9 protein-coding genes and 1 pseudogene are annotated in these 13697 nt (G+C 60.1%); 5 read left to right on the forward strand and 5 right to left on the reverse strand.

The window, feature by feature from the left end; translation table 11 throughout:
• The first annotated feature begins 107 nt into the window (after positions 1–107).
• The 5 genes and pseudogenes from Q7V20_RS19930 (at position 108) to Q7V20_RS19945 (ending at position 10468) form a co-directional block, all read left to right on the forward strand.
• Positions 108–8714, forward strand: coding sequence for a ribonuclease domain-containing protein (locus tag Q7V20_RS19930; RefSeq protein ID WP_304795215.1), 8607 nt, complete (start codon positions 108–110; stop codon positions 8712–8714).
• 1 nt (position 8715) lies between these two features.
• Positions 8716–9009 (forward strand): barstar family protein, encoded by a 294-nt coding sequence (locus tag Q7V20_RS19935; protein ID WP_304795217.1) that lies wholly within the window; start codon positions 8716–8718, stop codon positions 9007–9009.
• A gap of 186 nt (positions 9010–9195) precedes the next feature.
• Positions 9196–9432 (forward strand): annotated as a pseudogene (locus tag Q7V20_RS24395) (hypothetical protein); the annotation flags it as partial.
• Positions 9411–10028, forward strand: a complete 618-nt coding sequence (locus Q7V20_RS19940; RefSeq protein WP_304795219.1) for a lipopolysaccharide assembly protein LapB — start codon at positions 9411–9413, stop codon at positions 10026–10028. The pseudogene Q7V20_RS24395 and the gene Q7V20_RS19940, both read left to right, overlap by 22 nt.
• A 17-nt stretch (positions 10029–10045) precedes the next feature.
• A complete protein-coding gene (locus Q7V20_RS19945) occupies positions 10046–10468 on the forward strand; it encodes a hypothetical protein (protein WP_304795221.1) in 423 nt (140 codons plus the stop codon).
• On the opposite strand, the gene Q7V20_RS19950 is transcribed toward Q7V20_RS19945, so the two are convergent.
• The 5 genes from Q7V20_RS19950 to Q7V20_RS19970 are packed head-to-tail and all read right to left on the reverse strand — an operon-like array spanning position 10461 to position 13689.
• Positions 10461–11558 (reverse strand): tetratricopeptide repeat protein, encoded by a 1098-nt coding sequence (locus Q7V20_RS19950; protein ID WP_304795223.1) that lies wholly within the window; start codon positions 11556–11558, stop codon positions 10461–10463. The genes Q7V20_RS19945 and Q7V20_RS19950 overlap by 8 nt on opposite strands.
• A 17-nt stretch (positions 11559–11575) precedes the next feature.
• The gene (locus tag Q7V20_RS19955; RefSeq protein WP_304795225.1) at positions 11576–12232 is read right to left on the reverse strand and encodes a sigma-70 family RNA polymerase sigma factor; all 657 of its coding nucleotides are present in this window, start codon (positions 12230–12232) and stop codon (positions 11576–11578) included.
• 45 nt (positions 12233–12277) lie between these two features.
• Positions 12278–13072, reverse strand: coding sequence for a flagellar type III secretion system pore protein FliP (gene fliP / locus Q7V20_RS19960; protein ID WP_304795227.1), 795 nt, complete (start codon positions 13070–13072; stop codon positions 12278–12280).
• Positions 13069–13350 (reverse strand): hypothetical protein, encoded by a 282-nt coding sequence (locus Q7V20_RS19965; RefSeq protein ID WP_304795229.1) that lies wholly within the window; start codon positions 13348–13350, stop codon positions 13069–13071. The genes fliP and Q7V20_RS19965 overlap by 4 nt, the downstream gene beginning before the upstream one ends.
• Before the next feature lie 21 nt (positions 13351–13371).
• The gene (locus Q7V20_RS19970; RefSeq protein WP_304795231.1) at positions 13372–13689 is read right to left on the reverse strand and encodes a FliM/FliN family flagellar motor C-terminal domain-containing protein; all 318 of its coding nucleotides are present in this window, start codon (positions 13687–13689) and stop codon (positions 13372–13374) included.
• Between the last annotated feature and the right edge of the window lie 8 nt (positions 13690–13697).

The following is a 13697-nucleotide window of genomic DNA, read 5'->3' on the forward strand; positions in this document are numbered from 1 at the left end:
CCTATGTGCTGACCAGCTCCACCGAGCAGGACCAGCTCACCCAGATCGAGCACGACAAGCAGGGCCGCCAGACCAAGATCACCGATGCGGCTGGCTTCTTCGAGTCCATGACCTATGACGGCCTGGGCAACAAGGATACCTATACCAACAAATTGGGTGGCATATACACCTACACCTATTACAAGACCGGCCTGCTCAAGACTGAAAGGCTGCCCGAATCAGCTTACGCCTACGATGCCACGACAGGCAAACCCACGGGCGATCTGCAGGACGTCATCAACTACTACGAGTACGACGCTCGAGGTAACCGCACCAAGTCCATCGAAGCGCAAGGCCTGTCACCACGCGTGACCATCTACACCTACGACAAGTTGGACCGGCAGATCTCAAAAGCCACCCAGTCGGCCACAGCCAGCACCTTTACGCAGGTCGAACCAGTCCCAGGCGTATGGTATTTCAATACCTTTTATGACACTTCCACCGTTGCAAATCCATTTGACACGGCGACGCGGAGTACTTCTGTAGCCACCTTGACAATGGTGGATATCGCGGGAGGTGTGCAAATTTCTTTGTCCCAGCCACCGAGCGACTTTCCCGAGCAAACCAGTGCAGGCACCTATATCAGCGGCTTGTGGCTGAATGGAACCTGGGGCACGGTGTCACCCGTTTCAGGGGTCAGCGTTTCCGGTGGCTCGGTTGGGGCCCCCACGATTTTCAGGGATGGCGGATACATTTACAACGGTAGCCTCGGATTCGCCAGCACCGGCATCAATGAAGGCGGCGCGTCGGTATTCACCATCTTGGGCGCCGGTGTGTCAGTGGCCAATTTTTCCACCTCAACCAATCACCCCATGATTGAACTGAGCAATGTGGGAAGCCCCTACACCAACTTTTTATCAAAGGGCAAGGTTTCTTTCATCAGTTTTCCGGACCAAGGAAAGCTGGTTTCAACCCCGGTCACACAAGCACCTACCGAAACTCGCACCTACGATGCGCGTGGCAACCTCATCGAAGTCAAAGCTGCCGATGACGGACGCACCCTGACCTACTGGGATGCCAACAACCGTAAGATCGCTGAGATCAGCCCAGTCGGCACCCTCGCCACCTTCACCTACGACAAGGTAGGCAGTCTCATCGAGCAACGCGTCTTTGAGGACCCTGTGACTTTGCCACCGCTGGCAGGTGGAACACCGCCCCAGCCAGCAAATGCGGCCAAGGTACGAGAAACTCAATACACCTACGACGCCAACCGGCGCTTGATCAACACCACCACCAAGGACGTCAACGTTGGTGAGATCAACCCCGTCACAGGCAACTACGAAGTCACCACCCGTGATGTCATCACCACCAAGCAATACGACGCAAATGGCAACCTGACTCTGGAAACGGATGGCCGTGGCGCCACCATCTGGCGGTACTACGACAAGGCCAATAACCTGAAGTTGCAGATTGACGGGGAACGCTACGTCAGCTACTGGTCCGATCACGACGCGTCCGGCAACGTGACGGACCAGACGCTGTATGGCGCGAAGCTGCCCGACAGCTTTGTCCTGCGCACCGACGTGGACTGGTGGAACATCGTCCTGGCGATGCCCACCACCGATGCACGCCGCACCTCCTTCGGCCGAGATAGGTTGGGCAGGATCACCCAGCAAACTGTCTACAGGAATGATTCGGAGAGCTTCGATACCACCATCCCCCTGACGCCGATAACCACCTATTTCCAGTACAACGGGGCCGACAAGCTCACCCAGAAGACTGAAGCCACCGGCGAGGTCTTGACTTGGCAATACGATCAGCAGGGCCGGCTCACCAAGACCCTCGGCGCCAAATTCACGGACTACAAGGGGGTGGCCGACCGGCAGCAGGTCGTCAGCACGGAGTACGACGGCCTAAGTCTGGTGGCACGCAGTATCGAACGGGCCGATCCCTTGGTGGACTCCGATGACGACCGCATTTCCATCACCCGGTATGACACCGATGGTCGTGTGCTGTCGGAAACCGATGCCGTCGGCAATGTCACCCACTACCAGTACGACCTGGCCGGACATGTCACGCAAAAGAGCATCACCCGGAAAGATGCCGCCGACACGGCCAGCACCGACATCACGGCCTATGCATACGATACGGCCGGCCGCCAGGTCAGCCAATGGGTGTTCAATGTCGCTGGCACCACCAGCACCTTGCCGGCCACCGCCAAGTCCATTCAGACCCAGGACACCCAATACAATGCCTTTGGCGAGATCACCGGCAAGCGCACTTATGGCGGCTTCAAGTCGTCCATCTGGCAAGAAACCGCCACTTACGACAACACCGGGCACGCCGTCATCAGCAATGTCGGCACGGGCGTGACCAAGGGGTATGTGTTCGACGCCAATGGCAATGCCACGATGACCATCGAATCGACCGGCGTCGATCTGAGTGGCTTGAGCGTTGATGCCATGCTCGCGCGCAGCGATGTGCATCTGATCGCCTCGAAATACGACAAGCGCAATCAGTTGGTGGAAACCGTGCAGGCCAAGCTGGCCAATGTCAACACGGCGGCGACCATCCCGCCTTTAATCACGACATCCCCAGGCCAATCCACAGGCGCCGTCGTCACTGTGGGGGCAAACGCCACACCCACTCAAGCCGCCAGCATTTCACGCGGGATCATCCAGGTGTCGAAGGCATCGGGACCGGTGACGATCACAGGCACCAACTACTCCGACGAAGGGTTGTACCTCGGCGTCCTCACGCTACCGGACACCACTGGAATGGGAGACGGCGACATCGTCGTAAGGACCTATCAGCAACCGTACACGGTCTTCTTGCGCAACGGCACCACCTCGTTCAATTTCGCAGGCATCCTGGGCCAGTATTATTCGGGCAACGAGGGCATGTACAACGACGGCTACAGATTTGCGGAGTCCGTGTACGTCGCGAAAGTCATGTCAGACGGCAGCGAAGTTCGAGTCGCCTACTACACAGTGGACCCGATTAGCAGCATGCCGCAGGGGGCCTTTTCAATTGCCGCCAATGCCGCGCCGCAATTTCAGTCGATGGGCATTGTGGATGGGGAAGTCAATCTCCATGGCCTGCCCTCAAACCTCACTTCGGACGTGGTCATCTATTATCGAAGCAAAAGCAACCCGGCCGCTGCTTGGACCATTCTCGCGAAAGAGTACGGCAACCAGCTCACCCCGCTGCCCGTCGGCAGCTACGACTACAAGTATTTCTTCAGTGACGCGTCCGGTGGCTGGACTTCGCAAACCGGCGCGATCGACAGCACCCCTGCGCGTCCTGTCGTCACACAAGATCCCCCACTGCCCGCCAATAGACCTCAAGTGGTTCTCGAATCCGACGGTTACATGAGCCTGTTTGGTTTCAACACGAAGACGCTGTCCATCAACATCAAAGTCCGCCCCAAAGGCAGCACGCAGCCATGGACTACCGCCAGCCTGCCATCCAGCACGATCAGCCGGCTCTACGACTCTTCAGGGTCGAGGTTCAAGTTCAAGCCTACGGCCGCGCCTTTCAATCTGGCCAATGGAGCCGAATACGAATACCTGGTCACCACATTTAATGGCGCCAACGCCTCAGGTAACCAGCTCGATGTTGGCCTTGGGGCATTCAAGGTGGGCGATGCCAATGCTGTCAGCAATGGCGCACCAATTCTGCTGGACAACCTGCCCACCACTGTCCACTTTCAGAACTTGGCCACGTCTGGCACGGTGGCCCGCCTGAGCTATCGCGCCAGCGCAGCAGGGGGCTCACCCGCAGGCAGCTGGCAATCCGGCAATATTGCCTTGAAGAGCTCCGGCAGCTTTGATTGGGACGCCATCGCGGCAGCCCCGGACAAGAGCCAATCCTATGGCCTGGACTACGAACTGCAAGTCTTCGATGCGGGCGGCAGGCTCCTGCATTCGTTCACTGGCAGCGTCACCATTGGCGCCAGCCAGGCAGCCACCTCGACGGTCAACACCATGCCTGCGGCCCAGAACTTGGTTTTCAACCCGGGTTTGATTGCAGCAAACAGCTTGCAACTGCATTTCCGGCCTGTGGGCAGCGCCAGCGACTTTGTCGTCACGACCACGAAGAACACACCGCTGGTGGCAACCAATACCCCGACATTCACCGCCATCAACCTGCCTTCCTGGGCCCAAAGCTTTGGTGTACTGCCAGCACAGGGAGCAGACTTCGAGTACTACTACGAGGTACTGAACAGCAGCAGCCAGGTCATCGCTGGCTCGGCGGGATGGCCTTCCTCTCCAGCACGCATGCATCTGGATGCCAGCACGCAGGCGACTTCGTCCGCCAGGTCTGTGGTGTTGGGTTTTGCCAATCCCGCTCAGGCCGCACGCACCAGCCAGGTGCGCAACGCGTTTGGCGAGATCGTCAGTCAGACCGACGCGAACGGCAATACCACCACGCTGAAGTACAACAACGTCGGCAGCCTGATCGAGAAGAAGGAAGCCTCCGCGTTGATCACGGCGGAAAACGGCTACCGCGCCGCTGACACGCCAACCACCAACTACTACTATGACAAGCAGGGCCGCCTGGTCCAGATCAAGGATGCCAATCAGAATGTGAGCCGGCAGACTTGGACCGCCGAAGGCGTGGATGGTCAATCGCATCTGAGCGTGGAAACCCATGCGGACCCTGGCGTTCAAACCTCGGGGTATGACCAGTTCGGTGATCTGCGCAGCGTGAAGTTGTCCCATGGCAACCTGCCCACGGATGCCAATGTCATCACCATGATGGACTATTACGCCAACCATCTGGTGAAGACCGTCACCCGGCCTCTGCGGACCGACAAGTCCGTGAGTGCCTGGGATTCCTACACCTATGATGCGGTGGGCAACCGCATCTCCCACACCACATCGAGCGACGGCACGACGCCGATCAAGGACACGACCGCCTACGATGCCTTGGGCCGCGTGACGTCCACCACCACCGCCTTTCCACACACCACTACCACCACGTATGTGTGGGATGCCAGCATGAAGGGCATCAACGGCAACACAGTGGGTGGCTGGACCGTCACGAGCAAGAATGCCATCACCGAGAGCGACCCAACGCTCAACTACGCACCCAACACCATCATCGACAAGAAAGATGTCTTTGGGCACCAGATGAGCCACAGGGATCTGGGTGGCCACCTGTTCACCTACACCTACAACGGCGCGGGTTGGCTGACCACTCAGAAGAGCACCGGCAGCACCACGGCCAGCCAGAATTCCGGCCAGGACATCCTTTACGACTACTATGCCGATGGCCGCGTCAAGTCCATCATCGACAACGTTCAGAAGACACAAACGCTGTACGGCTACGATGCCAATGGCAACAAGACCTACGAAGGCTATGCCACCCAGACCAACAGCGTGTGGAGCTTCAGCCAGCAGTCCACCGTGGTCTATGACGCGTTGAATCGCATCACGTCCATCACCGATCCCACCAATTCGATCAACTACGAATACGACGCCGTCGGCAACCGGCGCCGCGTCAAGACGAGGGGCAGCTACGCAGTCACACATGACTACTGGTATAGCTATGACTCGATGAACCGGTTCACGGTGACCATGGGCAGCCTTTTGGACAAGGACAAAAAGGTCATCACCGACACGTCCACGATCCTCAAGACCGCAGCCAACACCATCGACATTGGCACCGTTGCAGCCAGCAACAGCGCCGTCCACCTCACCTATGACGCGGCCGGCCAGCGCGTGGGTGCGAAGTACGGCACCGACGGCCGCAGGGAACGTTACGAGTACACGGCAGATGGCTACCTGAAAAACGTTTACTTTTTGGCAAGCGCTCCAGGCAGCACGGAGTGGACGGCCTCTCAGCGTGACATCGACCTGATGGGCCGGGTGACCAAGTACACCGAATACAGCGCCGCCAACGTCCAGAAGAGCTGGCAGAGCTTTGTGTACAACGCGGACAGCAAGGTCAGCAACAGTTCCAGTTGGAGTGCCACGGCCGCCATCGGTACAAGCACGACCCAAAACACCCTGCTGGGCGATGGCACCCTGCTGAGCTCATCCACCTCGACCACGGCCAATGGCTCGACCTCATCGTCCAGCACATCCTACCTGTACCAGTGGTGGGATTCGGCCATGCAGTCCAGGATCACGCAAACTGGTAGTACCGGCGCGGGCGTGAGCAATTTCACGTACGACGTGAACGGCCATGTCTCCACCGTCACCGACACCGTTGGTGGCCGGAACCTGCGCTACCTGAACAACGCACAGGGCCTGATCATGATGCGCGATGAGATCGGGTCAGGCGGCACGATCAACAAGCACCAGAACTACTTCTACTTCGATGGTCAGCGCGTGGGCGAGGTTGGCAACAATCCTGGGCCCACTCAGGTGGACTATGCACAGGCCTTGGCCGCATCACCCAACGTGGACCGCAAGGCGGCCTATCGCATCAACCAACCGATCACGTCCAACTACGACCAGAACTACCAGGCGATCAATGCAAGCTACCCTGGCTACAGTTCGACCGGGTACGTGGTGCGCCAACAAGGCGAGAAGCTGAGCAGCATCGCTTCCGCGGTGTGGGGCGATGGCACCTTGTGGTACCTGATTGCTGATGCCAACGGCATGAGCGCGGACACGGAGACCAAGGCCGGCCAGACCCTGGTGATCCCCAACAAGGTCACCAATGTCCACAACAACACGCAGACCCACAAGGTCTACGACGCCACGGATGCAATGGGCGACACCTCGCCCACGCTGCCGGATCCACCGCCGCCGCCCAAACCCAAGAAGGGTTGCGGCGGGCTCGGGATGATCCTGATGGTGGTCGTGGCGGTGGTAGCCACGATCTTCACGGCCGGGGCCGCATTGACGGTGCTGGCACCAAGCTTGACGACGGGCATGACCGTCATGGGTGCCGGGATGACCGCTTTGGCGGGGAGTGCAGGAATGGCCGGCTTGGCAGCTGCGGCGATTGGTGGGGCCATCGGCTCCATCGCCAGCCAGTTGGTGGGCATGGCCACGGGCGATGTCCAGAAGTTCTCTTGGTCAGGCGTGGCCATGGGGGCCATCAGTGCGGGTGCTGGCGCAGGCGCGGGGGCCATTGTTGGCGTGGCCTCCCAAGGCGCCAGTACGGCCACGCAACTGGCGTACGCGGTGGGCCGCTCGGTGGTGGGCAATGTCATCGGACAGGGGGTGGCTCAGGCGGTGGGATTGCAGCAGAAGTTCAGTTGGACCTCGGTAGCATCTTCCGCAGTGGGCGCCGCTGCCAGCTTTGGAGTCCAGGAACTCATTGGGAATGCTCAATGGGGCGGCCAATGGGATGCCCGACTGGATCAAGGCCAATTCGGAGACGCCGCCCGCACAGCCATCAATGGCGATTGGGTAGGGAGTACATTGCGGGGCACAGCCAGCAACCTCGCAGGAAGTTGGGCCGGCTCCATGGCGGCACACAAGAAGGTCCAATGGCAGTCGGTTGCCGCCAGTTCGTTTGGCAGCGCCTTGGGTAACTCCGTTGTCGGAGCCATCGTTCAAGCCGACACCGACAACCAAAAGCGGCGCGATGCGTTGTATGGACTGGCCAGTGGCACAAAACCCAGCCTGACTGGCAGAAAACTTGACATCAATGGTTCGCGTCTTGGAATCGATGCCGCCAGACAATGGTCCGAGGAAATCAATGACGGGATCAAGACAAAAGCCCAAGGATTGGCCAATTTTGACCGAGCGGCCAATGTCGTCTGGGCGAGAGAAGATTTGCAGAGCGCCCGTGAAGCGATGCAGAACAGGGCCACTGCGCCCTCAAGGTCTTCTCAAAGGTCATCGAAAGCAATTCAATCTGAATCGCAGAAGAATGCATACCTTGATGCCATGCAAGCAGGAGTTGATGCATTCAAAGGCAGCACATTACCTGCAATCAGCAGTCTTGCCGCTGGCAGACCTGTTCGCGTGGCCGTCTCCCCTTCAGGTGCCGCCAATTCCGCAGGCCAAATTCCAACAGGGCCCAATGAACTGTTAACAGCACGTGAACAGGCTGTTGCCGCTACTATCTATGCAGGGGTGACGCTCGCAGTCTTGACTGGGGGCGAATTGGCCCCCGTTGTCATGGGGCTTGGACGACAAGCCTTGACCATGGGTCCGATCAATACATATTTGGCGAATGCCGCAACGGTCAACGCGCTTGGAATTACTGGTGCAGGTATGGCGCTGGAGACATCTGTCGGGGTGGTTTCTCCAGGCAACATGATCGGCAGTTTGGAGGGCCGCGCTACCCGCGGCCTAGGGTCCTTGGCTTTTGATAACTTCCTTGAAAATAGCTCTGGTTACCGTGCATTTGACAACTTCGTTGCAAACAGCGTGGGTGACGCTCGTAACGTTGCGACCTTCACAAGGTATAAACAGGTTCTTTCAGTTTCCGAGCAGGCAAACCCACTGGTGGATAGCCTCAGGGCAATCGGTCGACTACCCGACAACTTTGTGACCAAGCAAGAAGCGATTGCGGCCGGCTGGAGACCAGGCACAGCCTTAAATAACTACGTGCCAGGTGGGCAGCTCGGTGGTGACGTGTTCCACAATACCACAAATGTTCTGCCATCTGCTCCTGGTAGAGTTTGGTATGAAGCAGATATAGGTTTGAGCGGAACAATGTCTCGCGCCAATCAGCTAGGAACACGATTGCTTTATTCGAATGATCGTCAGATGTATATTACTACCGATCACTACAAAACGGTTCATCCGTTCGGAGGCCAATAAGATGATTGCAGAAATTGATGGCAGCCGGATTCGGTCAGAAGTGGATTTTCATGTAGCCATTGCTCAGGCTTTGAGGTTTCCTTCTTATTATGGAAGTAACCTTGATGCTCTGCGGGACATTTTGAGCGCCGATATCGAACGGCCGGTGCAGTTGGTCTGGAGTAACTCTACGTTTTCTCAATCCGCAATGCCATTGGATTTCGATAGAATTGTGGAAATCCTGCGCAATGTCGAACGTCAGGATGCTGAGTGGAACTTACCAGAGGAAGAGAGATTCAAGTTTGAATTGCGCTAATGGCGGGGCTTCGGCCCTGCTGTTGCAAACAAAGCGTTGCCGATACTGGGAGTAGGTAGCCAATATTTTGTTCGCATAGACCCACTGACTGGACCGCGGCTCAATTTCAATTGACACAGCCGGTTATTCGGCTGGCGAAACAACCCTAAATGGTCGTATTAGAATGCGCGGTAGTTCTGGAAGGATTGGTCTGGAAATTATTCTGATACGTTGAGTGAGGCAAAGGCCACGCGGGTCGCGGCGAAGAAATCGCCTATCGTGGATGACGTATGGATCAAGAGTTTCCCTGATTTCAAGTCTGTTGCTGTAACTGAGCACGCCACAGTAGTACGAAGATCAATCCATTTGCAACGCGGCCAATCAACGACAATCTGCACTAGCGATTTTGAACTGCCCACACCATGCCAGACATCTCCAAACTAGACGCCCCCGAACTCCTGCACCTCGGCATCGAAGCCGCAGGCCGCGATGACCACGGCGCCGCCATCACCTACCTCAAGCAGGCCATCGACCTCCCGGCTGGCTCCATCGCCATCTCCAGCGACTACGCCAAGGCCCTTTACATGCTGGGCGCCGAATACGCCCAGATCGGCCTGATGGACCGCGCGGCAGACTACATGGCCCAGGCCATCGACATGGACGATACCCTGCACACCGCCCGCTTCCAGCTGGGCCTGCTGCACCTCACCCAGGCCCAGGTCGAACAATCGCTGCAAGTGCTCGCCCCGCTGGAGCAGCTCGGCGATGACTCGTGCTTCACGCACATCGGTGCCGGCCTGCGCCACCTCATCCACGACGAGTTCGTCGATTGCCGCAACAGCCTGCTGCGCGGCATCCAGCTCAACAGCGAAAGCGCCTCGCCCAACTTGGCGCTCAATGGCGACCTTCAGAAACTGCTGGCCGCCCTGCCCAACGCCGAGGGCACAGCCGCCGATCAGGACGCGCCCGCCGCCGAGCCCACGGCCGAAGCCAGCTTCCTGATGTCCTCGTACAACCGGGGTGGTGGCGCCACCAACTGACGACGGCCACAAGCGTCATGCCCAACCCCATTGACGGCCTGGGCGCCACGGGCGCCATCGCCTCGCTGATCCAGCGGGCCATGGCCGACCGGGCGAAGTCGCGCCAGCGCACCTCGGGCAGCGCGTCGTCAAAGGCCAAGTCGGTCAAAGGTCCTGGCGGCGACAAGCGGCAGCAAACGCCCTTGACCGACGTGATCGCGGCCCGCGTTGAAGAGCTGGACCCGGACGCGCCGGATTTTCGCTCGCGCATGCTGCGCCTGGTGATCGAGGCCGCCCTGCTGCAGCAGTTTGGCCATGCCTTGATCAACGCGCCCAAGTTCCAGGGCATGGTCGATCAGATCCTGAACGACCTGCAAGCCGCCCCGCAGTTGCGCCCCGATGTGGCCGCCGTGCTGGACGGCCTGGCGGGCAGCAGCAACAGCAACAACGCCCTTACTTGACGCCCGTTCGCTTCATCACTTCCTTGAACAACTCGGTCACCTGCTGCGGCGCGGTGCCATCCAGCAAGGTTTGGGCATAGCGGCCAGCAAAGCCGCTCTTGTCCAGCAGGTTGGCGCGGCGGATGCTCTGTTGTGCTTCGTCCTTCTGGCCCTTCATGGCCAGCACCACGGCCAGCGTGCCGTGCGACTCGGCAAAGGCCGGGCTGGCGGTGATGGCGTTGCGCACCGAGGCTTCTGCCTCGTCCAGTCGGTTCTGGCTGATGTGCAGCCAGGCCAGCGTGAGGTGGCTGCCCGGGTGGTCGGGGTAAATCTCCAGCGCCTTTTGCAAATCAGGCACCGCCCCATCCATGTCGCCCTGGGCCATCTTGGCCGAGCCGCGCAGCAGCCAGACGCGGCCATCGTCGGTGCGCACTACCTGGGCCTGGTCCAGCAAGCTCATGGCGCCAGGCAGATCACCCTTGAGGATCTGTTCACTGGCCAACACATGCAGGGCATCGTAGGCGTGGGCGGGTGAGATGGCATAGGCCTGGCGGGCCGCCGCAAAGGCTTCCTCGGAGCGCTCCAGGTCATACAACAGTGCGCTGTAGACGGCCAAGATGCGTGGATTCTCGGGCCACTGCGCCGCCAAAGAAGCGCCCAGCTCAGCCGCTTCTTCCAGTCGCTCCAGCCGCCACAGCGATTGCAAGGCCAACTCGCCCGCCATCTGGGCCAAAGCTGGCTCGCCGAAAGGCGCGCTGTTGAACCACTCCAGGGCTTCTTCATACAGGCGCGCATTGCACAGGGCGCGGCCGCCTTCCAGGCGCACGGCTTCGTCCTCGGGCCAGGCCTGGCGCGCGGCGCGGGCGCGTTCACACGCATCGTCCACCTTGCGCAATTTGGTCAACAGATGAATGGCCGCGGCTTCATCATTGGCATCGGACTGGCCGCTGGCCTGCAACATGTCCAGCGCCTTGAGGGCATGCTCGGGCGCATTGGTGGCAAAGCCCTCGCGGGCGATGTCGCGCAGCAAGCTGATGTTGCTCGGGTCGGCTTGGTGGTAGGACCACAGGCGATCGATGCGGCTGGCGGTGTTGGTGCTGGTGTCTGACATGGCGTGTGGCTTTTTCTTTATCCGATGAGTTCACCCAGGTGGCTGACTGCCAGGGTGGCGCGCAATTTGGTCAGGGCGCTGCGGTGCAGTTGCGAGATGCGCCCTTTGGTCAAACCCATCTGCTGGGCGATGAGGTCAAACGGTTCGTGCTGAAAATAATGCTGGTCCAGCACTTTCTGCTCATTCTGGCTGAGGTGCTGCACGGCGGCCAGCAAACGGGTCTGCAATTGCTTGTAGGCCAGGTTGCTGGCACCGTCATCCCAATGGGTGGGCGTGCGGTCGCTGAACAAGGAGCTGTCGTCCAGCATGTAGGCCACGGCCAGCCCCAGCGACACCTCGACCAGGCGGTCGAACGATTCCTGTGGGGTGGCCTTGCGGCTGGGGGCGGGTTGCAAAGCCGCCAGCGAGTTGATGCGCTCTTGCGCCATGCGCCTCAGGGTCGAGACCTGCTGGTTGACCTCGGTGGCCTTTTCAAGGCCCGTGATGATGGCGCCACGGATGCGGTGCGAGGCATAACTTTCAAACTTCACGCCCTGCTGGGGGTCGTAGCGCTTCAGGGCGTGGATCAGCCCTTCGGCGCCGTACTGCACATACTCTTCATAGGGCACGCCATCGAAGGATCGGGCAGAGAACAGGGTGCCTGCGATCATCTTGACCAGCGGCATGTACGCCATGACGGCGTCATCCTTTGGAGGCGATGGCGCAAGTGGCGACACCGGCTACTGGTAAGAGCCCGCGATGGCGCGGATGATGAGGGCCCAGCCGTCGATCAGCACGAACAGCAGCAGCTTCAAGGGCAGAGACACGGTGGCCGGTGGCATCATCATCATCCCCAGCGACATCAGCACCGCCGACACGATCAAGTCAATCAGCAGGAAGGGCAGGAAGATGACGAAGCCCACCGAAAAGGCCACCCGCAACTCGGACAGCATGAAGGCGGGCACCAGCAGGTACAGGTCCGTGGCCTCGGCCTTGTCGGGCAGGGGCTTCCTGGCCAGGCCAGCGATCAGCTCCAGGTCAGACTCGCGCACATGCTTGGCCATGAAGTCCTTGAAAGGCTGGGTGCCGGACTTGGTCGCTTGCTGAAGGTCCATCTTGCCTTCCATGAAGGGCGTGAAGGCCTGGGTTTGCACCCGCTCCAGCGTGGGGCCCATGGTGAACAAGGTGAGGAACAGCGACAGTGTGATCAACACCGCGGTGGGTGGCGTTTCAGGCAGGCCCAGCGCATGGCGGATGAAGGACAGCGTGATGACGATGCGCGTGAACGAGGTCATGGCCATCAGCGCTGCCGGCATCAGGCTGAGCATGGACAAGCCGATCAGCGTGCGCAGGTAAGGCGTGAGCTGGCTGGTGCCGTTGGCGCCGAGGAGCTCACTGCTTTTGATGGGCGGCAAGGCGTCGGACAACTCGGCCGCGCCCACGCAGCTGGCGGCCAGGCCCAGGCTCAACAGCAGGCCCAGGCGCCGCCAGGCGATGGTGGAGCGGGAGCGTGGCGATTCGTCGGTCGGGTTCATGGGCGAGCTTGGTCTGGCGAAGGTGCGGGGGCGTGCACGGAGATCTGCGCCGTGCTTTCAAACACCACCCACCGCTGTTGGCCGAACTCGACCACCACGGCGCGGGTGTGTTCGGTCAGGGGCGTGGAAGAGACGACCACGGGCGTGCTGGCCGGGCCCACCGCGTTGGGCCGAGGCCCCACGCCGATGCCCAGCCGCTTGAGCAAGAGCATGGCCCCCACGCCAATGGCCAGGACCAGGGGCAAGGCCCAGAACAGGCGCAGGAGTTGATCGTCCACGGACGGCTCGGCCGGGTCGGGTCAGTTGGCTTTGGGCGCGCTGGTGATGCGCAGGCCGAAGTGCTCGCCCACGGCCACCAAGGTGCCTTGCGCCACCACATGGCCTTCGGCGATCAGGTCGATGGGTTGGTCCAGCAAGCGGTCGAGCGCCAGCGTGGCACCGGCTTGCAGCGCGGTCAACTCGGCCACGGTGATGTCCGCGCCGCCCAGTTGGGCCGTCAGGCGCACCTTGAGTCCGCCCAGGAAGGGCAAGGCTTCGGCGCCACTGAACAGGGGCTTGCCCGCGCCCTGGCCTTCGGTCAGCGTGGGCAGGGAGATGTCTTTGGTTTCAGCGGTCATGGGTGAAA

Source organism: Aquabacterium sp., from assembly GCF_030652515.1.
GTDB lineage: Bacteria > Pseudomonadota > Gammaproteobacteria > Burkholderiales > Burkholderiaceae_C > Aquabacterium.